24 protein-coding genes are annotated in these 22,247 nt (G+C 62.9%); 14 read left to right on the plus strand and 10 right to left on the minus strand.

The genetic code is table 11. The annotated features are described in order from the left end of the window. The first annotated feature begins 158 nt into the window (after window positions 1–158). From moaA to AC1RTB_RS01250, 9 genes are all read left to right on the plus strand, one after another. Complete coding sequence (moaA, locus tag AC1RTB_RS01210) at window positions 159–1,154, plus strand: GTP 3',8-cyclase MoaA (protein WP_492876880.1); 996 nt, start codon at window positions 159–161, stop codon at window positions 1,152–1,154. Between the two features lie 117 nt (window positions 1,155–1,271). Beyond that, window positions 1,272–2,192, plus strand: a complete 921-nt coding sequence (locus tag AC1RTB_RS01215; protein WP_492876878.1) for a DMT family transporter — start codon at window positions 1,272–1,274, stop codon at window positions 2,190–2,192. Between the two features lie 2 nt (window positions 2,193–2,194). Next, a complete protein-coding gene (gene mobA, locus AC1RTB_RS01220) occupies window positions 2,195–2,815 on the plus strand; it encodes a molybdenum cofactor guanylyltransferase MobA (RefSeq protein ID WP_492876876.1) in 621 nt (206 codons plus the stop codon). Further along, the gene (mobB, locus tag AC1RTB_RS01225) at window positions 2,815–3,342 is read left to right on the plus strand and encodes a molybdopterin-guanine dinucleotide biosynthesis protein B (RefSeq protein WP_492876874.1); all 528 of its coding nucleotides are present in this window, start codon (window positions 2,815–2,817) and stop codon (window positions 3,340–3,342) included. The genes mobA and mobB overlap by 1 nt, the downstream gene beginning before the upstream one ends. Before the next feature lie 145 nt (window positions 3,343–3,487). After that, on the plus strand, window positions 3,488–4,264 hold the full coding sequence (locus AC1RTB_RS01230; RefSeq protein WP_492876872.1) for an ABC transporter substrate-binding protein: 777 nt from the start codon (window positions 3,488–3,490) through the stop codon (window positions 4,262–4,264). Between the two features lie 135 nt (window positions 4,265–4,399). Further along, window positions 4,400–5,113, plus strand: coding sequence for an ABC transporter permease (locus AC1RTB_RS01235; protein ID WP_476782511.1), 714 nt, complete (start codon window positions 4,400–4,402; stop codon window positions 5,111–5,113). Then, a complete protein-coding gene (locus AC1RTB_RS01240; RefSeq protein WP_492876870.1) occupies window positions 5,110–5,940 on the plus strand; it encodes an ABC transporter permease in 831 nt (276 codons plus the stop codon). Before AC1RTB_RS01235 ends, AC1RTB_RS01240 begins: the two co-directional genes overlap by 4 nt. Window positions 5,941–6,033: 93 nt before the next feature. Continuing rightward, on the plus strand, window positions 6,034–6,903 hold the full coding sequence (locus AC1RTB_RS01245; RefSeq protein WP_492876868.1) for an NAD(P)-dependent oxidoreductase: 870 nt from the start codon (window positions 6,034–6,036) through the stop codon (window positions 6,901–6,903). Between the two features lie 11 nt (window positions 6,904–6,914). After that, window positions 6,915–7,628, plus strand: a complete 714-nt coding sequence (locus AC1RTB_RS01250) for a DNA alkylation repair protein (protein WP_492876866.1) — start codon at window positions 6,915–6,917, stop codon at window positions 7,626–7,628. On the opposite strand, the gene AC1RTB_RS01255 is transcribed toward AC1RTB_RS01250, so the two are convergent. From AC1RTB_RS01255 to AC1RTB_RS01270, 4 genes are all read right to left on the minus strand, one after another. Continuing rightward, a complete protein-coding gene (locus tag AC1RTB_RS01255; protein WP_492876864.1) occupies window positions 7,617–8,108 on the minus strand; it encodes an Lrp/AsnC family transcriptional regulator in 492 nt (163 codons plus the stop codon). The two genes, AC1RTB_RS01250 and AC1RTB_RS01255, sit on opposite strands and share 12 nt — an antisense overlap. Before the next feature lie 108 nt (window positions 8,109–8,216). Continuing rightward, window positions 8,217–8,834, minus strand: a complete 618-nt coding sequence (locus AC1RTB_RS01260; RefSeq protein WP_492876862.1) for a uracil-DNA glycosylase family protein — start codon at window positions 8,832–8,834, stop codon at window positions 8,217–8,219. 2 nt (window positions 8,835–8,836) lie between these two features. Beyond that, window positions 8,837–9,448, minus strand: a complete 612-nt coding sequence (locus tag AC1RTB_RS01265) for a glutathione S-transferase (RefSeq protein ID WP_492876860.1) — start codon at window positions 9,446–9,448, stop codon at window positions 8,837–8,839. Window positions 9,449–9,493: 45 nt separating this feature from the next. Beyond that, the gene (locus AC1RTB_RS01270; RefSeq protein WP_492876858.1) at window positions 9,494–10,111 is read right to left on the minus strand and encodes a thermonuclease family protein; all 618 of its coding nucleotides are present in this window, start codon (window positions 10,109–10,111) and stop codon (window positions 9,494–9,496) included. A gap of 74 nt (window positions 10,112–10,185) precedes the next feature. Between AC1RTB_RS01270 and AC1RTB_RS01275 the strand changes: the two genes are divergently transcribed. Then, window positions 10,186–11,700 carry a sensor histidine kinase gene (locus AC1RTB_RS01275; RefSeq protein ID WP_492876856.1) on the plus strand — a complete coding sequence of 505 codons (1,515 nt, stop codon included), beginning with the start codon at window positions 10,186–10,188 and terminating at the stop codon, window positions 11,698–11,700. A 29-nt stretch (window positions 11,701–11,729) separates the two neighbouring features. Here the strand turns inward: AC1RTB_RS01275 and AC1RTB_RS01280 are convergent, their stop codons facing one another. After that, a complete protein-coding gene (locus tag AC1RTB_RS01280) occupies window positions 11,730–12,725 on the minus strand; it encodes a nicotinate-nucleotide--dimethylbenzimidazole phosphoribosyltransferase (protein WP_492876854.1) in 996 nt (331 codons plus the stop codon). A gap of 202 nt (window positions 12,726–12,927) precedes the next feature. Between AC1RTB_RS01280 and AC1RTB_RS01285 the strand changes: the two genes are divergently transcribed. Beyond that, window positions 12,928–13,158 carry a DUF1289 domain-containing protein gene (locus AC1RTB_RS01285; RefSeq protein WP_492876852.1) on the plus strand — a complete coding sequence of 77 codons (231 nt, stop codon included), beginning with the start codon at window positions 12,928–12,930 and terminating at the stop codon, window positions 13,156–13,158. Between the two features lie 15 nt (window positions 13,159–13,173). Next, the gene (locus AC1RTB_RS01290) at window positions 13,174–13,875 is read left to right on the plus strand and encodes a TIGR02281 family clan AA aspartic protease (protein ID WP_492876850.1); all 702 of its coding nucleotides are present in this window, start codon (window positions 13,174–13,176) and stop codon (window positions 13,873–13,875) included. A 2-nt stretch (window positions 13,876–13,877) separates the two neighbouring features. Here AC1RTB_RS01290 and dusA read toward each other — a convergent pair whose 3' ends face one another. The 3 genes from dusA to AC1RTB_RS01305 all read right to left on the minus strand — a co-directional run bounded on the left by dusA (window position 13,878) and on the right by AC1RTB_RS01305 (window position 16,674). Next, window positions 13,878–14,882 carry a tRNA dihydrouridine(20/20a) synthase DusA gene (gene dusA, locus AC1RTB_RS01295; protein WP_492876849.1) on the minus strand — a complete coding sequence of 335 codons (1,005 nt, stop codon included), beginning with the start codon at window positions 14,880–14,882 and terminating at the stop codon, window positions 13,878–13,880. Between the two features lie 271 nt (window positions 14,883–15,153). After that, window positions 15,154–15,783 (minus strand): helix-turn-helix transcriptional regulator, encoded by a 630-nt coding sequence (locus AC1RTB_RS01300; RefSeq protein ID WP_492876847.1) that lies wholly within the window; start codon window positions 15,781–15,783, stop codon window positions 15,154–15,156. 18 nt (window positions 15,784–15,801) lie between these two features. Then, complete coding sequence (locus AC1RTB_RS01305; protein ID WP_492876845.1) at window positions 15,802–16,674, minus strand: S1C family serine protease; 873 nt, start codon at window positions 16,672–16,674, stop codon at window positions 15,802–15,804. A gap of 171 nt (window positions 16,675–16,845) precedes the next feature. Between AC1RTB_RS01305 and AC1RTB_RS01310 the strand changes: the two genes are divergently transcribed. After that, window positions 16,846–17,796 carry a S1C family serine protease gene (locus AC1RTB_RS01310; protein WP_492876843.1) on the plus strand — a complete coding sequence of 317 codons (951 nt, stop codon included), beginning with the start codon at window positions 16,846–16,848 and terminating at the stop codon, window positions 17,794–17,796. An 85-nt stretch (window positions 17,797–17,881) separates the two neighbouring features. Here the strand turns inward: AC1RTB_RS01310 and AC1RTB_RS01315 are convergent, their stop codons facing one another. Beyond that, the gene (locus tag AC1RTB_RS01315; protein ID WP_492876841.1) at window positions 17,882–19,411 is read right to left on the minus strand and encodes an FAD-dependent oxidoreductase; all 1,530 of its coding nucleotides are present in this window, start codon (window positions 19,409–19,411) and stop codon (window positions 17,882–17,884) included. A gap of 209 nt (window positions 19,412–19,620) precedes the next feature. Next, a complete protein-coding gene (locus AC1RTB_RS01320) occupies window positions 19,621–21,168 on the minus strand; it encodes a winged helix-turn-helix domain-containing protein (RefSeq protein ID WP_492876839.1) in 1,548 nt (515 codons plus the stop codon). Between the two features lie 181 nt (window positions 21,169–21,349). On the opposite strand from AC1RTB_RS01320, the gene AC1RTB_RS01325 reads away from it, so the two are divergent. Further along, window positions 21,350–22,117, plus strand: coding sequence for an alpha/beta hydrolase (locus tag AC1RTB_RS01325; RefSeq protein WP_492876837.1), 768 nt, complete (start codon window positions 21,350–21,352; stop codon window positions 22,115–22,117). The last annotated feature ends 130 nt before the right edge of the window (window positions 22,118–22,247 follow it).

A 22,247-nucleotide genomic window follows, 5' to 3' on the forward strand; every position in this document is an offset into this window, starting at 1 on the left:
CGCGAAAAGCACTATCACCGCGCCAACGAGACAAAGAGTGCGGCGCTACCCCAGGGCAACAAACTTTCATCTTGATTGACAGGCTCATGCGTACAACATAGCCGTAATATACGGGCGTCGAACAAGACGCCACAAAACGGGAAACGGAAGCGCAGACCATGGATATGATCGATCCTTTCGGTCGCTCGATCAGCTACCTGCGCGTGTCGGTGACCGACCGCTGCGATTTCCGCTGCACCTATTGCATGGCCGAAGACATGGCCTTTCTGCCCAAGAAGGACCTGCTGTCGCTCGAAGAGCTCGACCGGCTCTGCACGGTCTTCATCGAAAAGGGCGTCAAGAAGCTGCGTCTGACCGGTGGCGAACCGCTGGTGCGCAAGAACGTCATGCACCTGATCCGCCAGCTGTCGCGCCATCTCGAAAGCGGCGCGCTGGAGGAATTGACACTAACCACCAACGGCTCGCAGCTGTCGCGTTTCGCCCAGGAGCTGGCCGATTGCGGCGTGCGCCGCATCAATGTCTCGCTCGACACGCTCGACCCCGACAAGTTCCACGCCATCACGCGCTGGGGCCATCTTGCCAAAGTGATGGAAGGCATCGACGCCGCCCAGGCGGCCGGCCTGCACATCAAGCTCAATGCTGTTGCGCTCAAGGGTTTCAACGACGCCGAGATCCCCGAAATGCTGCGCTGGGCCAATGGCCGCGGCATGGACCTGACCGTCATCGAAACCATGCCGATGGGCGAGATCGACGCCGACCGCACCGACCAGTATATGCCGCTGTCGCTGCTGAGAGCCAATCTCGAGCGCCAGTTCACGCTGACCGACATTCCGTTCAAGACGGGCGGTCCGGCGCGTTATGTCGAGGTTGCTGAAACCGGCGGCAAGCTCGGCTTCATCACGCCGATGACGCATAATTTCTGCGAGAGCTGTAACCGGGTGCGGCTGACCTGCACCGGCACTCTCTACATGTGCCTCGGCCAGGAGGATGCAGCCGACCTCAGGGCGCCGCTGCGTGCCTCCGAGGGCAACGACCTGTTGTCGAACGCCATCGATGAGGCGATCGGGCGCAAGCCCAAGGGCCATGACTTCATCATTGACCGCCGCACCAATCGTCCGTCCGTCTCCCGCCATATGAGCGTGACTGGCGGCTAAGCAGCGCCGTAGCCGACACGGGCCGTGACGCCGAATGATGCCTGGTCCAGCCGATTGGCATTGCTGTTTCGCGCACCGGTGCTAAAGCCGTAGAAACAGCAGCAACGGAAAGCTCAATTGCCACTTTCCTCGAATATTCGCGGCGCCATGTTCATGGTGGTCGCGATGGCCGCATTCACCTTCAACGACACGCTGAGCAAGCTTGCGTCCCAGACGATCAATCCGGGCCAGCTGATGCTGGTGCGTGGGGTGTTCGCCACCACTCTGATCAGCCTTCTGGCCTGGCAACAGGGCGCGCTCAAGGGTTTTCGGCAATACTGGCACCACATGGTGCTGCTGCGCCTTGTCGGCGAGGTCGGCGGCACGGTTTGCTTTCTCGTGGCCCTCCCGCATTTGCCGCTGGCCAACATTTCCGCCGTGCTCCAGGCACTGCCGCTCGCCGTCACCATGGGCGCGGCACTGTTTTTGGGCGAGAGTGTCGGCTGGCGCCGCTGGCTGGCAATCGCCGCCGGCTTTGGCGGCGTGCTGATCATCGTGCGTCCCGGCTTTGAAGGCTTCAACGCCTTTTCAGTGCTGGCACTGCTTTCGGTTGCCTTTTGCGCGGTGCGCGACCTTGCGACGCGCAGAATCCCCGGACACATCCCTTCTTTGTTCGTCTCGACCACCACGACGATCATCATCACCATCACCGGCGCACTGACGATCGTGCCGTTCGGCGGCTGGGTGCCGATGACATTCGACCTCGTCTTGTTCCTCGCCGGGGCGGCGGTGCTGGTGCTGTTTGGCTACCAGTTCGTCATCATGGCGATGCGCGAAGGCGAAATTTCCTTCATCGCGCCGTTTCGCTACACAGCTCTCATCTGGGCGATCACGCTCAGCATCGTGGTCTTCGGCGACGTCCCTGACTTCGCTATGATCGCCGGTGCCACAGTCATCGTCGCTTCCGGCCTCTATTCGCTCTATCGCGAACGCGTCGTCGGCAAGGGTCGACCGGCAGCGGACAGCACAAGCGCCTCTATGGCGCCTGACGGGGTGTAGTCATGGCGATACAGATCGCAGGTCTGATCCTCGCCGGCGGCCGTTCGAGCCGGATGGGCGGCAACGACAAGACATTGCTGCCGCTCTTTGGGCGTCCTTTGATCCGCCAGGTGCTCGATCGTCTACAGCCGCAGGTGTCTCCGGTTGTCATCAACACCAACGCTGATCCGTCTCAGTTCGCTGGCCTCGGTGTGGAAATCATCGCCGATACGATTGCCGGCTATCAGGGACCGCTTGCGGGAATTCTTGCCGGGCTGGAATGGGCGGCCAGCAAGACTGGTGTCACTCACCTCCTCAGCGTTGCCGGCGACACGCCATTCTTTCCGACCGATCTTGCCCGGCAACTCGCCGCGCGCGCTGCTGAAGGGGGAGCCGTGGCAGCCTCCAACGGGCGCGTGCACCCGACTTTCGCGCTATGGCCGGTTTCGCTTGGTGAAGCGCTTGCAGCCTTTCTGGAAAGCGGCGATACCCGAAGGGTGATGACGTTCATCGAGCAGGCAGGCCTAGACGTGGTGGATTTCCCGATCGAACAACGCGGCGCAACCACTGTCGACCCGTTCTTCAACATCAATACGCCCGAAGAACTCGCTGAGGCCGAACGCCTTTTTGGCGGAGCCAACTAATGGCGCATCGGGTATTCGGCATCACCGGCTGGAAGAACTCCGGCAAGACGACCTTGACCGAGCGCCTGGTGACGGAACTCGTCGCGCGCGGCTGGAGGGTCTCGACGATCAAGCACGCCCACCACGATTTCGACATCGACAAGCCAGGCGCCGACAGTTTTCGCCATCGCGAGGCTGGCGCTACCGAAGTCGCCATCGTGTCAGGTCGCCGCTGGGCGCTGATGCACGAATTGCGCGGCGAGGACGAGCCCACACTCGACGAGGTCTTGGCGCGGATCGCGCCTTGCGACCTGGTGCTGGTCGAGGGTTACAAGCGCGAGAACCATCTCAAGATCGAGGCACGCCGGCTGGAGGCCAAGGACCGCTCGCCGCTGACCTCCAAGGATCCGGCGATCGTTGCGATTGCATCGGATCATCCGGTCGAGGGAGAGCTGGTGCCGGTGTTCGGCATCGACGACATCATGGCGATTGCCGACTTTGTCGAAAAGCGGTGCGGCCTGAAGATCACTGACGCTACGTCAACTTAGTTGCATAGTGCCAGCATCGCAAAAGCCCTTTTCACGATTGATTTTTAACTGAAAACAGTGGGAGTATCCCCGCCATCGGCGGAGATCATCCGCCCAACGGCCGCAATGGACAGGAACCGGCCGGACGGTAACAGAGAGGAACATTATGCGTATTTCCAGGATCGCCTTGGCCGCCTCGGCAGCACTCGCGCTGACCATCGGCATGGCTCAGGCGCAAGAAAAGAAGCTCACGATCGCCACCGAAGGCGCCTACCCTCCCTACAACAATCTGACCCCCGACGGTAAGCTCGTTGGCTTCGACGTCGACATCGCCAACGCGCTCTGCGACGAGATGAAGGTCAAGTGCGAGATCGTCGCCCAGGAATGGGACGGCATGATTCCGGCGCTCCAGGCCGGCAAGTTCGACGCCATCATCGCGCAGATGTCGATCACGCCCGAGCGCAAGGAAAAGATCGACTTCTCCAAGAAGTACATCAACACCCCCGCCGTGATCGCCGCTCCCAAGGACACCGACATCAAGGGCGTGACCAAGGCCGACCTCGCTGGCAAGACCATCGGCGTCCAGGGCTCGACCATCCACTACAACTATGCCGAGAAGGTCTTCACCGACAGCACGGTCAAGTCCTATCCGAGCGCGGAAGAGTACAAGCTGGACATCATCAACGGCCGCGTCGACGCAGTCAGCGATGACCTCGTGTCCATCCAGGGTTGGCTCGACACCCCAGATGGCGCCTGCTGCAAGATCGTCGGCACGATCCCGAACATGCCTGAAATCCATGGCGAAGGTGCCGGCGTCGGCGTCCGCAAGGGTGAAACCGCGCTTGCCGACCAGTTCACCACGGCGATCGCAGCCATTCGCGCCAACGGAAAGTACAAGGAAATCAACGACAAGTACTTCAAGTTCGACGTTTATGGCGATTGAGCCGACCAGAGGCTGACGAGATTGAACAGGCGGCGGGACAAGTTCCCGCCGTTTGTCTAACATAGGCACAACAACAAGCCGTCATTGAAGGCGGCGGCATTCCCGCAGCGGGAATGCAATGGGGATAGTCTACCGATGCAAAGCGTTTGGGCGCTTCTGGGTTTCGGGCCCGACGGATGGGGAAACGCGCTCGCCTATGGCGTGCTCGTCACCGTTTCGCTCGCTGTGGTAACGTTGCCGCTGGGGTTGCTGATCGGTTTCCTGGTCTCACTCGCCAAGCAGTCGAGCGAACCGTCGATGCGGCTCGCCGGCAACATCTACACCACCATCTTCCGTGGCCTGCCGGAACTGCTGACGCTGTTTTTGGTTTTCTATGGCGCGCAGATCGGCATCCAGCAGATCGTACAATTTATCAGCCCTGGCACGACTGTAGATATCAACAGCTTCGTCGCCGGCATGGTCGCGCTCGGCGTGGTGTTCTCGTCCTACGCCAGCGAGGTTTTTCTCTCGGCCTTTCGCGCCATCCCGCGCGGCCAATATGAAGGCGGCTATTCGATAGGGCTGTCGCCGCGCCAGACCATGCGGCTGGTGATCCTGCCGCAGCTCGTGCGCATCGCCCTGCCCGGCCTGGCCAATCTCTGGCTCATCCTGCTCAAGGACACGGCTCTTGTGTCGGCAATCGGACTGACCGACATTTTGCGCCAAGCCAGCATCGCCTCCAGGGCAACCAAGCATGCCTTCCTGTTCTTCGGAGTCTCGTGCCTGATCTATCTCGTGCTGGCCATCATCTCGTCCTTCGGCATCAACGCCATAGAGCGCTGGGTCGGCAAGCGGGAGGCGCAACGATGAGCTCGACCAGTGAGCCAACGGCAAAGGCACTGCGGCCAGTGGCACCGCCTCGCGGATGGTCGCGCGAACGTATCTTCGGCTGGGTCTTTGTCGCCCTTTGGATCGCGCTAGGCCTTGGCCTTGTCACCTATCTGTTCAGCGCCTGGAATCCCGACCTCTTCGCCAAATACGCGCCGTCCTATCTCTCCGGCCTACGCGTAACGCTGACACTTGTGACGATCTCCATTGTCCTCGGTGCCATCCTGTCGCTGCCGATTTGCTATGCTCGCATGTCGAAGAACCGCGTGCTGAACGCAATATCTTACGGCTATGTCTATTTCTTCCGCGGTACGCCGCTGCTCGCCCAGACCTTCCTGATCTACTACGGCTTCGGCTCGTTCAGGCCACAGCTGGAGGCTATCGGCCTGTGGGGCTTCTTCCGCGAAGCCTGGTATTGCGCGGTTTTTGCCTTTGCGCTCAACACGGCGGCCTATCAGGCCGAAATCCTGCGCGGGGCGATTGAAAGCGTTGGCAAGGGACAGTGGGAGGCAGCATCCTCGCTAGGCCTGTCGAAGCTGCAGACGCTCTACAAGATCGTCCTGCCGCAGGCCTTGATCGTAGCGCTGCGCCCTTATGGCAACGAGGTCATCCTGATGATCAAGGGCTCGGCCATCGTCGCCATCATCACCGTCTACGACCTGATGGGCGAGACACGCCGTGCCTTTTCACGCACCTTCGACTTCCAGACCTATCTCTGGGCTGCCCTGCTCTATCTCTCGCTGGTCGAAACCTTGCGCCATTTTGTCGATTGGATCGAACGTCGCATCACCCGCCATCTGCATCGCTGAGCAAACCCTGGCCCAACCACGATCGCCTTGACGAATCCGCCTGATGTCATAGACCTCGGGCACCACAACATTTGCACTTCGAAAGGGTGAACCATGGCATCGGTCGCGTTCCTTGGTCTTGGCGTCATGGGCTACCCCATGGCAGGGCATCTCAAGAACAAGGGTGGTCACGACGTGACCGTCTACAACCGCACCACCGAAAAGGCGCAAAAATGGGCCACCCAGCATGGCGGTGCCTTTGCGCCAACGCCTGCGGAAGCCGCCAAGGACAAGGATTTCGTCTTCGCCTGCGTCGGCAATGACGACGACCTGCGCGAAGTCACGACAGGTGCACAAGGCGCGTTCCGTTCGATGAAGAAGGGTTCGATCTTCATCGACAACACCACCGCCTCGGCCGAAGTCGCCCGCGAGCTCGATGCAGCAGCCAAGGCCGGTGGCTTCCATTTTCTCGACGCACCGGTGTCGGGTGGCCAGGCCGGCGCTGAAAACGGTGTGCTGACGGTCATGGTCGGCGGCGAACAGGCCATCTTTGACCGTGCACGGCCGGTGATCGATTCTTTTGCCCGCATGGTCGGCCTGATGGGGCCAGCCGGTGCTGGCCAGCTGACCAAGATGATCAACCAGATCTGCATCGCAGGCCTCGTCCAGGGGCTCGCTGAAGGCATCCACTTCGGCAAGAAAGCGGGCCTCGACATCGAAAAGGTCATCGACGTGCTCTCCAAAGGGGCAGCCGGCTCCTGGCAGATGGAAAACCGCCACAAGACCATGAACGCCGGCAAGTACGACTTTGGTTTTGCCGTCGACTGGATGCGCAAGGACCTCGGCATCTGTCTCGACGAGGCTGATCGCAACGGCGCCAAACTGCCGGTCACAGCCCTTGTCGACCAGTTCTACAAGGACGTGCAAGGCATGGGCGGCAAGCGCTGGGATACCTCCTCGCTGCTCGCGCGCCTCGAGAAATAGAGCCATCCGCCGTGACGCTGTCGCCGAAGTCGACCGTCGATGAGATCGTCGCGCATCTGCGCACGCTCGGCTCGGAGGAAGACCGCGCCGGCATCGCTCGCTTCGGCATCCGCAACGACCAGGCGCTCGGCATTTCCAATGCCGTGCTGCGGCCACTCGCCAAGGCGCTCAAGCAGGATCACGACCGCGCGCTGGCACTATGGGCCACGGGTATCCGCGAAGCGCGTATCCTTGCGGTTGCCACTGATGAGCCCCAAAAGGTTACGCGTGCGCAAGCCAACGCCATGGCCGCCGATTTCGACAGCTGGGAGATCGTCGACCATGCCGTCTACCTGTTCTGCGATGCCGGGCTCGCGCATGAGCTCATCGCAGCCTATGCCACGGACGAGCGCGAATTCGTCCGCCGTTCTGCCTTCTCGGCCATCGCCACGGCTGCGGTGCACCTGAAGAAGGAGCCGGACGAGACTTTCATCGGCTGGCTCGACCTGGTTGAAACGTATTCAACCGACAGCAGGAACTTCGTCAAAAAAGCAGTGAACTGGGCGCTGCGCCAGGTCGGCAAGCGTTCGCCGGCCCTGCACGTCCCCGCACTCGCGTTGTCGGAAAAGCTTGCCGGCTCGTCTGACAAGACGGCCAGATGGATCGGCAAGGACGCGGTGCGCGAACTTACCGATCCAAAGACGCTTGAGCGATTGCACGCTCAGAAGCGCCGATCAGGCGGCTGACGCACCGCTTTCCTTGTCGAGGGTCATGTAGTCGAGCGGCATCTCGGTGGTGTATTTGATCTGCTCCATGGCGAAGGCCGACGACACGTTGCGGATCTCGATCTTGGCGATCAGGCGCTTGTAGAAGGCGTCATAAGCGGCGATGTCGGGCACGACGACGCGAAGCAGGTAATCGACATCGCCGCTCATGCGGTAGAATTCGATGACCTCGGGGAACTCCTGGATCACTTCGGAGAAGCGGCGCAGCCACTCATGACTGTGAGAGTTCGTGCGGATCGACACGAAGACGGTGACGCGCGCATTGATCTTTACCGGATCGAGGATGGCGACACGCCGCTTGATGACGCCTTCTTCCTCAAGCTTCTGGATTCGGCGCCAGCACGGCGTGGTGGACAGGCCGACTTTCTTGGCGACGTCGGCCACAGCCAAGGTCGCGTCCTCCTGAAGGAGGCGAAGGATTTTCCGGTCGAGGCGATCCATATGCAGGCTCCGTTAGAAAAGGTTCGCCATAATCCTGTGATTTACCCCATCATACAAGAAAGGAATTCTCCGCACACCCTACATTTTCGGTATCGCTTTCCAAGCGGCCTAGGAAAGACGACGTTGGATTTCCGCCCGGAGAAAAGGCAGCAATTCCATTTCGAACCACGGATTCCGTTTGATCCAGCCAGTGTTGCGCCAGGAGGGATGCGGCAATGGCAGCACATGCGGGCCTGATGAGCGCTCCCAGACTGAGCGCCAATCGGCAACCGTATCGGTCAGCGACGCGCCACGCGCGGCTCCCATATGCCAGCGCTGCGCATATTGGCCAATCGCCAGCACCATATCGATCTGCGGCATCAGCGCCATCAGCCGCGCGTGCCAGGCCAGCGCACATTCCCGCCTCGGCGGCAGGTCGCCACCCTTGGCATCCTGCCCCGGAAAGCAGAAGCCCATCGGCACGATGGCGAACTTTTCCGGATCGTAGAAAGCTTCTGGGGAAACGCCCAGCCAGTCGCGCAGGCGGTCGCCTGAAGCGTCGGTGAAAGGCGCGCCGCTCAGATGCACTTTGGTCCCGGGCGCCTGCCCAGCGATGAGGATACGTGCGCGAGATGAGGGCACAACCACCGGCCGCGGCTCATGCGGCAAGGGTTTGCCCAATGGCTGTTCGACACAGATGCGGCAAGCCTTGATCTCCACAACGAGCTGATCGAGTTCGGCGGACATTGTCAGGCCGCGGCACTCGGTCGGGCGGCAATCATGCGATACCAGCGCAGTACGTGGGAGAACTCTTCCGGTACCACGATGCGCGCCGGCTTCATGAAGTCGATGGCAATCAGCCCGGTGATGTCGGCGATGGAAAAGTCGTCGCCGGCGGCGAATTCGCGCGACGAAAGCTCCTTGTCGAGCAGCGCCAGGAACGCGATCACCTTCGGCTTGTTGGCCTCGCCCCATTCCGGCACCTGCGGCACCTCCCACTCCTTCATTGCCGGATGGATGTGCCGGAACGCGAAGCCGACCGGCTGGAACAGGTTGAACTCGATGCGCCTTTGCCACATCTCGACAAGCGCCTTGCCAAGCGCCCCACGGCCAAACAGCGCCGGTTCTGGGTGAAGTTCCTCGAAGTAGCGGCAGATGGCGACGGATTCCGTGAGGATTGTACCGTCGTCCAGTTCGAGCACCGGCAGGCGCTGCAGCGGATTGCGCGTGGAAACGTCCGCCTTCTTGTGCTCCATCGCGCCCATGTCGACTGAAACCATCGGCACTTCGATGCCCTTTTCAGCGAGGAACACACGCACCCGCCTGGGGTTCGGCGCGCGGCCTCCGTCAAACAGCTTCATCTGCTTCTCCTCGGTTGCTGCGATCTCGCAACTATAGGCCGCAAGCTACGAGAATCGAAAGATTTCCCGCAGCCAGTTGAGTATCCGCCCATAGCTGCCGTGCTCGATTTCGGTCATGTCGCCATGCATGTTGCGCCAGTCGCGTGGCCGGTCGAATTCCCCGGCCCACAATCCCCTATGGTCGCGGCGAGCAGCGGATTCTTCAGCCTCGTAGCCGCCATAGGCAATCGCCCAGCCGGCTTCGACCTGCGTGCGGTTGAGATCGGTGCCCGCCACACTGCATTCGCCGAGCAGGCGGCCGTATCTGTCGCGCTCCCAGCCGGTGCATGTCACCTGACGTCCAGCGACAAGTTTCGACAGCGCCTCGCGCGAACGGCGGCCGCAGGGATACTCAGCGCCGTCCTTCGTGCAGATCTGGGAATATTCCGGCGCATCGATGCCACGCAGACGGATGCGTTCGTTACCCAAGGTGATCGAATCGCCGTCGTTGATGACTGCGGCCCCCTCGGTCTTGCGTGTCTCCACCCTGTCGAGGCGCGCCGACACGAGGATGAGGGTGCCGAGTATCGCGGCCGTCAGCGCATAGTCAGCGATCTTGCGCCAACGGCTGCGCGGACGCTGAAAATACCGCTGTCGCGGCCTGCCCGACCACGAACGGCTCATATGGCAAACAATCCCTTAATCATTCGGACGTAGCGTGCAGACTTGAGATAAGCGCGCGAAAATCGAATTATCACATGCCGTTGCAACGCTCTAACACGGCGGACAAGATCATTGTGGACCGCAGGAAACGCCATCGCAACAGCGATGTCGCGCGTGCTGTGCGCAAAACACGTGATCAGCTGGCGCAGCAACCCGGCGGGCTGGGCTTCGACCGTGAACTGCTGAAGCTCCATGCCGCCTCGATCAGGGCCAATTCAGCCACCCTCCCATTATTGGTCGTCATCTTTGCCGGCATTGGCCTGCTGCTCGGCGCGGAAGGGGACATCCTCACCTGGGCGCTCGTCGCGATTTTGGGTTATGGCGGCCTGGCGCTGCTTGCCCGTCGCGCCGATGAGGCCGCACCGGCTGCCATGTCCCCGTCGGCCATGCGCCGCAACTTCCTCGTTGGCCATTTCGTCACCGGCCTTGCCTGGGCCTACCTGGCTGCGATGACATGTGCCGCCTGCGCGCCTGATCTGCTGGCCATCGTCAAAGGCGTATTCCTGCTTGTCGCCATGGCCGCGACAGCAATCGTGGCATCTTCGTTGCGCGGCGCCCTGACTGCGACCTTCCTCGTTCCGGTCGCTGCCTATGCCGCCTTTGGCGTCAGGCTGTCCGAGCCGCTCGGCATGATCATGGTGGCGTTGCTGGTCGTTGCCCTTCCCTTCTTCTCGCAGGTCGCCAAGCTCAAGAACCGGTCGGCATTGATGCTGATGTCGTTCCGCTCCGAGATGGACGCGCTGATTGCCGAACTGGAAACGGCCAAATCCATGTCCGACGAGGCACGCCGCCGCGCCGAGGACGCCAACCTGGCCAAGTCGCGCTTCCTTGCAACGATGAGCCACGAACTGCGCACCCCGCTCAATGCCATTCTCGGCTTCTCCGAGGTGATGGCGGGCGAAGTGCTCGGGCCAATCAACAGCCCGACCTACCGCGAATATTCCCGCGACATCCACGATTCGGGCCAGCATCTGCTCGATCTCATCAACGAGATCCTCGACCTGTCGCGCATCGAGGCGGGCCGCTACCAGCTCAACGAAGAACCATTGATGCTGCTTTCGGTCGTCGAGGACTGCTGCCACATGATGGAGCTCAAGGCACGCAACAAGGATTTGCGGATCGTCGAGCAATTCGAGCCTGCGCTGCCGCGGCTGCTCGGCGACGAACGCGCCATTCGCCAGATCACGCTCAACCTGTTGTCCAACGCGATCAAGTTTTCGCCCACGGGCGGCGAAATCCGGGTTCGCGTCGGCTGGACCGCCGGTGGCGGACAATACATCTCGGTCAAGGACAATGGCCCCGGCATCCCGGCCGAGGAAATCCCTGTCGTGCTGTCGGCTTTCGGCCAGGGCTCGATCGCGATCAAGAGCGCCGAACAGGGCACAGGCCTCGGCCTGCCCATCGTGCAGGGCCTGCTTTCGCTCCATGGCGGCGAATTCGAACTGCGTTCAAAGCTGCGCGAAGGCACCGAGGCCATCGCCATATTCCCGGCGGCGCGGGTGATCGACGGCTTGCCGAAGATGGAACCTCGCGGCGCCGCCAGAGCGTGATCCCGAACCGAAGGTCCGCGTAACTGGCGTCAGCTGACCGCTGCTGCCATCCCCGAGCTGATCTGGGCAGCGGTCTTGACGAGGCCAGCCGCCAGCCCCGCTCCCACCGCCTCGCCATGATCGATGCCCAGGCCGAGCAAAGGCCTCGCGCCGAGCTTTGCGAGCAGGCGGGCATGGCCGGGCTCGGTCGAGACATGTGAGAACATGCAGTGGTCGAGAGCCGTCGGATTGACCGCGTAAAGCACAGCCGCTGCGGCAGACGTCGCAAAGCCGTCGAGCAGCACCGGTATCTTTTCCATGCGCGCCGCAAGGATGGCACCGGCAATGGCGGCGAATTCACGCCCGCCGACACGACGCAGCACCTCGAACGGGTCCTTGAGATGCGGGCCATGCAGAGCCAGGGCGCTGTCGACCACTTCAGCCTTGCGCGCCTGCATTGCGGCGTCCGCTCCGGAGCCAGGCCCGACCCAATCGGCACCCTTGCCGCCGAACAATGCGGCGCAAAGTGCCGCCGCAACGGTGGTGTTGGCGACACCGAGGTCGCCGATGCAAAACAGATCGGTTCCCCCAGCAATCGCCTCCATGCCAAAGGCCATGGTGGCGGCACAGCCGCGTTCGTCGAGCGCGGGCTCAAGCGTGATGTCGGCGGTCGGCAGATGCAGCGCCAGATCAAGCACTTTCAGGCCGAGATCGTTGGCAAGGCAGATCTGGTTGATCGCAGCCCCACCGGCGGCGCACAGTTCGACGCGCCGCGCCGTCGCTTCCATCGGCCTTGGCGACACGCCCTGGGCAGCCACGCCATGATTTCCGGCGAAGATGGCGACCATCGGCTTGAGCACCGAGGGCGGCGCACGCCCGGTCCAGCGCGCCAGCCAGGCCGCGATGTCTTCGATGCGGCCAAGCGAGCCTTTTGGCTTGTCGGCTTTGGCAAACAGCGCCCACACCTTGCCAGCCTGTGCGACATCGCCCTCGGGCAGATGCGCAAACAGATTGCGGAAATCGTCAAAGGGGGAAGCGCTGGTCATGCGGAGCTACCTGCTGTTCGTCATCGTCACGCGCGGCATAGCCGCCTGAGCGCGCGAAAACAATCGCGACAAAGCGCTCGTGGAAAGGCAGCACGTTGATGTGACGTCGCGGGAAAGCGCTTGCAATGCCGCACAGGCTACATCATCTGTGATTGGCCCAGTGTATACATCGGCGCAAAGCATAGCCGCCACGGACGACGCGATGACCGCCATTGAATCTCCCTGCATCATGCTGTGTTCGGTCGACGATACGACGGGCTATTGCTTTGGCTGCGGGCGCACGCGCGAGGAAATCGGTGCCTGGCTTGGTATGACGCCGGAAACCCGCCGCGCCGTGATGGCCACCCTGCCCGCCCGCCTCGAAACCATCGAGCGCAAGCCGCGCCGCGAAACCCGCCGTTCGCGCATGGCCCGCGAAAACGCATCCAACTGAGGATATCCAGTAGACATGAGCCGCCTTTACTGGGTCGTCACAGCCTTGCTCGGCGGCGGACTGCTACTTTTGCTGTTCAACCACTCCTCTGGAGAAACCCTTGGTCTCAACAATGACAGCTTCGGACAGCTGATCTATGCCGGCGCGCTGGCCCTTGTCATCGGTGCTGGCATCCTGCGCCGTGGAACACGCCTGGGCGACACCATGCGCAGCCTCGCATTGTGGGTGCTGATTGTGCTGGTGTTTGTCGCCGGCTATCAGTACCGCTACGAATTGCAGGATGTCGCAAGCCGCGTGACCGCAGGGCTGGTGCCGGGCAGCCCGATGTCGGCGCTGGATGGCGACGGCCGCGCCACTGTCACGCTGGACAAGCTGCCAAACGGGCATTTTGGCGCGCGCATGCAGATCAACGGCGCGACGATCCAGGCAATGGTCGACACCGGCGCCACCAGCACCGTGCTGACGATTGCCGACGCCCGCAAGGCTGGCTTTGATCCGGCAAGCCTGAGCTTCACCATTCCGGTCTCGACCGCCAATGGCATCGCGCACGCAGCGCGCATTACCGCAGGCAGCGTCCAGCTTGGAGCGATCGAGCGCAAGAACCTGCCGATGCTCGTCGCCGATCAGGGGCTCGAGCAGAGCTTGCTCGGCATGAATTTCATCGGCTCGCTGTCGGGCTTCGACGTGCGCGGCGACCGGATGATTTTGCGCGATTAGTGCTACGCCGCTTCGCTTGTACGGCTCATGTCGACAGCGGCGAAGGCATCACGCAGCACCTCAGGCCCCGCCCCCGGCTTGTTGGCTTCGGTCGACAGGATCTGGCGAAAGCGCCGCGCGCCGGCCAGGCCATGGAACAGCCCGACCATATGGCGCGTGACGTGGCCGAGGCGGCCACCGGCTGCGATATGGCGACCGGCATAGTCCGCCATGGTCTCGATCAAGGCTGCGAAATCGAAGTCTTTGGCAGCTTCGCCGCGCAACATTGCATCGACGCCAGCCAGAACGCTCGGCGTGTGGTAGGCAGCGCGGCCGAGCATCACGCCATCGACATTTTCGAGATGTGCGCGTGTTTCGTCCAGAGTCTTAATTCCACCATTTATACCTATGAATCGGTGAGGCATTCTGGCTTTGAGACGATAAACGCGGCCATAATCGAGCGGCGGGATATCGCGGTTTTCCTTCGGGCTCAGCCCCTCCAGCCAGGCCTTGCGGGCGTGCACCCAAAGCGCGTCCGCGCCGGCCGCAAAGACTGCGTCTGCCAGCGTATCAAGCGCTGTTTCGGGATCCTGGTCGTCGACACCAATGCGGCACTTCACGGTGACGGGAATCTTGACCGCGCCCTTCATCGCCGCAACGCCTTCGGCCACCAGATCCGGCGTCTTCATCAAACACGCCCCGAAGGTACCGGATTGCACACGATCCGACGGGCAGCCGACATTGAGATTGATCTCGTCATAGCCGAAATCCGCGCCGATGCGCGCGGCCTCGGCGAGCTTGCCCGGATCGGAACCACCCAGCTGCAAGGCGACCGGATGCTCGCAGTCGTCGAACCCCAAAAGCCGCTCGCGCGCCCCATGGATGACCGCATCTGCCACCACCATCTCGGTATAGAGCAGCGAATCCCCGGTGATCTGCCTGTGAAAATAGCGGCAGCACCGGTCAGTCCAGTCCATCATGGGTGCAATGGCGAGTATTTGGGCGCCGTCGGCGTAGAGCTTGGTCATGGGTTCTTCGAATTTGCGCCAGCGCTGAGGTGGCCTTCAGATAAGGCCGCTCCCTAACACGACAAGGCCACCAAGGCCAAATCGTCCGACTGCAAGCAACGGATCGCAGCTTACCCGCTTCCCGGAAGGCCCTTGGCCAACTACGCACCTCGCCGCCGCTCGATGATGCACGACGCTGGGCTCTTGAAGCGGAGCGTCGCATTGATCGCGATCGAGCTTCAGGCTGCGCTTGAGATGGGCGAATAGCATCTCGACCTTCTTCCGTCCCCGGCTAGACCAGCACGAGCCCCTGGCGCATCGCTGTGGCGATGGCATCGGTGCGGTTGGCCGCGCCGAGCTTCACCAGGATCGCCGCAACGTGGAACTTGGCGGTATGTACGGAAATGTCGAGATGCCGCGCGATGACCTTGTTTGATGCGCCCTCGGCAAGCAGTGCCAATACCTCCGCCTCGCGCGGTGACAATCGGACCGGGGAAGCCTCGTGATTGGCCTCGCCACCGTTAAGCAAACCGCCACCCAGGCGGTCATCGACCGAGCCGAGGCTCCTGTCGCGCCCATCCATTTCGGCCGATGCAAGGTCGATGCGATAGCCCGCAGCGACAAGCCGTGCTGCCGCCGCGATCAGCACCGTGTCCACGTCCCACGCCAGCACCGCCGCGACAGCCGCCGGCCGCTGCGCCGTTCGGGAGGCGAGGACAAGTAGCGGCACGCCTTGCATCCGCATGCGGCTTGCGGTGTCGTCATCGACGATCGCCACGTCGGCGTGGTCGCCTTCGGCCAGATCCTCTGCCGTCACCGGCATCAGTCCGTCGTCCTCCGACAGGCGAAGGGCAAGCTGCTCGCTCGACGCCACGTCGCCGAGCGCCACGACAACGAGCAGCCTGTGTTGCGTCTCCGGCATAGCCAGCACCCGGCCCTCTCAGATCAGCGGTTTTTCGCCAATCGTGACCGCCACGTCACGCGTCTCCCCGCCGCGCAAGATATTCAGCACGACCGCCGTGCCTGCGCTGTCCGGCCCCAGCCGAAGGATCAGGTCGCGGGGTCCATGTAGCGGCTCTCCGTTCCAGGCGGTAACGATGTCGCCCAGCGCAATGCCGGCAGCCTTGGCCGGCCCTTCATCGTCGAGCCCCATGACCATGGCGCCCTGCACATGGCCGTGATGGATGGGATACAGGCTGGCGCCGAGATAACCGCGCAGGACGTGGCCTTTCTCGCGCAGCGTCGCAACGGTACGCTCGATTGTCTCGTAGGGGATGACCAGCGCCCGGCGGCGCGGCCCGAAAAGCAGCATGCCCACCAGTCCGCCACCGGCATCGAGCACCGGTCCGCCCTCGAACCGCGCGCCAGCCTGCACTGCGAGGTTGATGCGGCGGTCGATGGCGCCGCCGCGCCGCGAACGCCACATCGGCCCGACCTCGCCCACGGTGCCGAGCACGGCAAGAGGCGAAGCGCCGTCACGCCCGGCCGCAACGACGACATCGCCGATGCGCACCGGTCCGGCCTTTTTGAAGCTAGTTCCGATGACGGCCGTCAAAGGCTTCAGCAGGGCTATCCCGGTCGAAGGATCGCGACCGATCAGTTCGGTCTTCACCGACTCAACACTGGGCAGGGAAAGCTGCAACTCCTCGTCCGGCTCGACCGCCTCCTCGGCGGCGACGAAGAGGCCCTCGCCCCAGTGGAAAGCCGTCGCGGTGCGGCCATGATGGGATAAAAAGCTCGCAGTCACAGACGCCGCTTGTCCGGCGATGTCGGCGACTGCATTGGAAAAGGCGGCAAGGTCGAACCTGGTCATCACACACTCCTGGGTTGGGACTTTCAGAACCAGATATTGCCGAACGGTGTCGTACTTCCAACTCGCCGAACGGCTAGGAACCGCAGCCACTAGCCATCAGGTCAGGTCGCGCCGTGCTCGGGCACACAGCACATATAGGCATCGATTGTTCGACCGACATGGAGGCCCCCAATGGCCCTGCCCGCGACTGACCCGCAACCCCATGATCCCGGGCTGCTTGACGCCTATTCTTCCACCGTTGCCGATGCTGTCGACCGCATCGGCCCGGCCGTGTGCCGTATCGGCCCCGCGACCGCCACGGGCGGCCAGGGTTCGGGCTTCGTCATTGCGCCGGACGGGCTGATCGTCACGAACTTCCACGTTGTCGGCGAGGCACGCGCCGTGCGCGTTGCAATGCCCGACGGCACAGCTACCGAAGGGCGCGTGCTTGGCAGCGACGCCGATACCGACATTGCCCTGGTGCGTGCCGACGGACATTTTCCCGACATCGCCCCGCTTGGGGATTCGAAGCGCCTTCGCCGTGGCCAGATCGCCATCGCCATCGGCAATCCGCTTGGCTTTGAATGGACGGTGACGACCGGCGTCGTCTCGGCCCTGGGCCGGTCGATGCGCGCCGTGAACGGCCGGCTCATCGACGACGTGATCCAGACCGACGCCGCGCTCAACCCAGGCAATTCAGGTGGACCGCTGGTATCGTCGGGCGGCGAGGTGATTGGCGTCAACACCGCCACGATCCGCGGCGCCCAAGGGATCGCTTTCGCTGTCGCCTCCAATACGGCCAGTTTCGTCATTGGCGAAATCATTCGCTTTGGCCGCGTGCGCCGTGCCTTCATTGGCGTGTCGGCCGACACTGTCGCCCTGCCACGCCGCGTGGCGCTGCTTGCCGGGGTGACCTGCCGCGCGGCGGTGCGGCTGCGCTCGGTCGAGGCGGGCGGACCGGCTGCGAAAGCCGGGTTGAAGGAAGGCGACGTCATCGTCGCCATCGACGGTCACGCCGTCGGCGGCGTCGACGATCTGGTGCGGATGCTGGACGCCGAGAAGATCGGCAGGGAAACGGTGTTTGCCGTCGTCGGGCGCCTCGGAGTCAACCAGGTGAAAGTGACACCGGTTTCACGGCCCTGACGTAAAGGCTTTTGGGTCTTGCTGCGGCTTCGGTCGGTTTGTCAGCTTCGACGTCGCGCTGACGCGTGGGCCATGGCTCGATGCATTAGACCTCGTCGCGCTCCATCGCCAATTCCGCCTTGAGACTTTCCAGGTCCCGGAAGATGGTGGCGACAGCCAGCACGCGTCCGCCGCGCTTGAAGCGCAGGAGGCAGTCCCTGGCGGCAATATCGCCCTCGACCTCGATTGCGTCCCATCCCTCTCCGTGTCCGACATAGTTGATCGACACATCGTAATGCTGGCTCCAGAAGAACGGCACATCCGTGAATGGCTTGTGCTGTCCAAGCATGTTGAGCGCAGCAGTTGCACCTTGGCGCTCCGCCACCACCCAATGCTCGACCCGGATGTTTTCGCCGCTATGGGGATCCGGCCAGCGGGCAATATCGCCGGCCGCGAAAATGCCCGGCACGCTGGTCTCGAGACAGGCGTCGACAAGCACGCCGCGATCCATGGCGAGACCGGCCGCTTCGGCGAGGCCCAACCGCGGCTTCACGCCGATGCCGGCCACCACCATCTCTGCGGCCACGGTTCCACCGCCGCTCAGCTGCACTTGTCTTGGGCCGATGCTCGTCGCGGTATTCTCAAGGTGGAAGATGACGCCGTGCTGCTCATGCAAAATACGGATGAATTCGCCCATCTGCGGGCCGAGCACCCGTTCCATCGGTCGTTTGCCGGGCGCCACCACATGCACTTCGACTCCACGCGTCCGAAGGGCAGCGGCGACCTCGAGGCCGATGAAACTCGCGCCGAGAACCACGGCCCGCCGCGCCGCGCCGGCCTGGGCGATGATGCTGCGGCTATCGGCGAGCGAGCGCAGCGTGTGGACATGGGGCTGGTCGGCGCCGGGTATGGTCAGCCGGACCGGCTCGGCGCCTGTGGCGAGCAGCAGCTTGTCGAAGGCGAGCCTGGTCCCATCGGCGAGCACGACTTCGCGGGCGCCGACATCGAGGCCGGCAACCTTGGTTCCAAGACGCAGATCGATACCGTTCTTGGCATAAAAGCCCTCCTTGCGCAGCGGCAGCCAATCCTCTGGCGCCGTGCCGGCGAGATAGTCCTTGGAAAGGTTGGGGCGATCGACTGGCAGCGCCTCGTCGTCGCTGAGCATGGTGATCGCGCCCTGATATTGCTCGCGCCGCAACCTCTCGGCGGCGGCAAATCCAGCGGCACCGCCGCCGACGATGACGATATTCTTCGGCATCGCGGGGTCGCCTGCGCGGGGACCGGGCGAGACCTTCTTGCGCTTTTCGCCGACGAATATCCTGTCGTCGCGTTGCTCGACCGACCAAAGGCCAAGAGGCGTGAGTGCCGGCGCACGCAACGCCTCTCCGGTGCGCAGGTCAAAGCAGGCGTGGTGCCAGGGGCAGCGCACCGTGTCGTCTACAACGAGGCCTTCGGCCAGCGGTCCGCCATAGTGCGAGCAGGCAGCGGCGACAGCGAATATCTCCCCACCGCTGCGTACCAGCAGTACGGGCTCGCCGTCGCGATGGCCGAGAAACCTGCCGCCATCGGGAAGATCGGCGATCGCTATGCCATGGGCGAGATCCGGTCCGCTCGCATCCGAATGACTGCCGGCCATTTTCTCCCTCCTTCAAAGGACGGCTGCTGGAATTGATCAGGTGACGCTGGGCTTGCCCAGCGGGGCAGCTTGCCGGAGTTTTCCGCCTTTCCTTCCGGCAGGCAAATGAATTCGGCCTGCCGTTGAATGCAATTGGTAAATTTGGGGAGTGCCGGCGAGGCCCAGTATATTGGCTCCGATCCAAAATCGGACCGCACATTTCATCCCAGCTATGCCGGCAGGCCCGCTATCCGCATGGCGTCGGTGACGTCGTCAAGGACGGCCGGTACAAGCCCAACGGCTGCCGACCAGCGGCCGATTGTGAAATGCGGGTCGAGTGACATGAGCCGTGCGGCCGATGCCTTTGCTTCGTCGAGCCGGCCAAGCCTTGCAAGCGGCGCCGCCAGCCAGCCGTGCAGGATGCTGAAACCGGGGTTCAGTTCCACCGCCCGCCGCCCCGCTGCCACGGCCTGTTCGGGTCGGCCGGACAGGAAATTGCAAAAGCCGATGATGCCTTGGGGCACGCAGCTCATGGCATCGAGCGGGCTCAGCCGCATTGCCCGCTCGCACCAGTCGATTGCGCGCGCTGTATCGCCGCCATAGGCAACCGGCACGCAGCCGAAGGCATAGACGAAGGCACAGGAGGCACTGAGCGCCAAGGCTTCCGCGAAGGCCTCGTCCGCCAGCCTGCGGTCATGTTCCACCAGGCCGATGGTGAAGCCGGCGAGCGCCAGCGCCATCGCGTCGCCCGAACCGTGCTCGATCGCCGCATGGGCATGGCGGAGCGACTTCTCGCGGTGCTCTGCCCACATGCCGCCGCGTACGAACAAGGTCTGATGCGCCCAGGCGGCAAAGCCATGCGCAAGCGCGTAGCTCGGCTCGATGGTGAGAGCCTGGTCGAGCAGCGGCAGGCCCTTTGCCGCTTCCTGTGGCATGAAGGTGTAGACATCGGGCAACGCGCGCAACAAGAGATCGTAGGCGTCCAGGCTGTCGGGACGCTTGCGTTTGACGCGCTCGATCTCGGCCCGGCGCAGATTGGGCTCGATTGCCGCGACAACGCTGATGGTGATCTCGTCCTGTATCGCGAACACGTCGGTCAGGTCGCGATCGTAGCGTTCGGCCCACAGATGGCCGCCGTCTTCGGCATCGATGAGCTGGCCAGTGATGCGCACGCGGTTTCCCACCTTGCGAACGCTGCCTTCCAGCACATAACGCACGCCGAGCTCGCGCCCGACCTGCTTCACGTCCACAGCCCTGCCCTTGTAGGTGAAGGACGAATTGCGCGCGATGACGAACAGCCAGCGGATGCGCGACAGTCCTGTGATGATGTCTTCCACCATGCCGTCGGCGAAATAATCCTGCTCCGCATCGCCGCTCATGTTGACGAAGGGCAGCACGGCGATGGATGGCCGGTCGGGAGCAGCAAGGTCAGGCGTCGGCTGCTCTGCCGTCGTCGTAGGGGCGCTACCGTCCTCGCGAACGGCGCCGACGAAGCGCAGGCCCCGGCGCAGAATGGTGCGGATGAGACGCTGCTCCTCGCCACTGTCATGGAGCGCATTGCGGGCGGAATTGATGCGGCTGGAGAGAGTGGCATCCGAGACGATGCGCCCCTGCCAGACTGCGTCGATCAGATCGTCTTTGCTGACCACCCGGTCGCGGTTGCGGATCAGATATTGCAGCAGATCGAACACCTGCGGCTCGACAGAAATCAGGTCGTTGCCGCGACGGAGCTCGCGCCGATCACCGTCCAGAGTAAAATTCTCGAAATGATACGACAAGACGGCTCGCTCCAGAGCACACGGCGAATTACACTTTAATCGCGTCGTGGATGCAAAATCAAAGCGATCTCCATGGAAAATCAAGAGGTCCTGAAAGTCGCCTGAAAGCAGGCCCGGCAGCTCCGTCGCATAGTCCTCCTGCAACAACCGCTTCAACAGCAATTTGAAAAGGAGAACTCACATGTCGAACACCACAGCAATCATCGCCTCCGCAGCCCTGGCCCTAAGCGTCAGTGCATCTGCAGTCTTGTCGGCACATGCTCAGCCGGTGAAATCAGTCGTCCTCGTGCATGGCGGCTTTGTCGACGGTTCCGGCTGGGACGGGGTCTATCAGATCCTCAAGAAGGACGGCTATGACGTCACCATCGTCCAGAACCCGACCACTTCGCTCGCCGACGATGTCGCGGTGACCAAGCGCGCCATCGCTTCCGCGCCCGGCAACGTCATCCTTGTCGGCCATTCCTACGGTGGTGTCGTGGTGTCGGAAGCCGGCACCGATCCCAAGGTGGCAGGCGTCGTCTATATCGCTGCCTTCGCGCCGGATGCCGGGGAGTCGGTATCGAGCCTGATCGCCAACCCGCCGGCCGGTGCGCCGGTGCCGCCGATCCTGCCGCCCGTCGACGGCTTCCTGATGCTCGACAAGGCGAAGTTCGCTGCCTCCTTCGCCGCCGATGTAAAGCCTGAACTCGCTGCCCTCATGGCCGACTCGCAGGTACCCTGGGGCGTGGCCGCGCTCGAAGGCAAGGTCACCGCGCCGGCCTGGAAGGCGAAGCCGTCCTGGTATCTCGTCGCCACCGATGACCACATGATCCCGCCGCCGGCGCAGCGCCAGATGGCAACCCGCGCCAAGGCAACGACGGTGGAAGTGCCCGGCAGCCACGCCGTCTACGTTTCCAACCCCAAGGCTGTCGCCGACCTCATCGAACAGGCGGCCGCCGGCAAGAACTGAACCGATCGTCCTTGATCGACAGCCCGGGCGCTTGGCGGCGCCTGGGCTTTTCGGCCGAGAGCTCCAATCGAATACCGGCAAGACCTGCCTGTTCAGGAGGAAAGTCCGCTTCGGGGCACATGTCGCCCGT

The organism is Aminobacter sp. GW821-FHT11F06, from assembly GCF_058808215.1.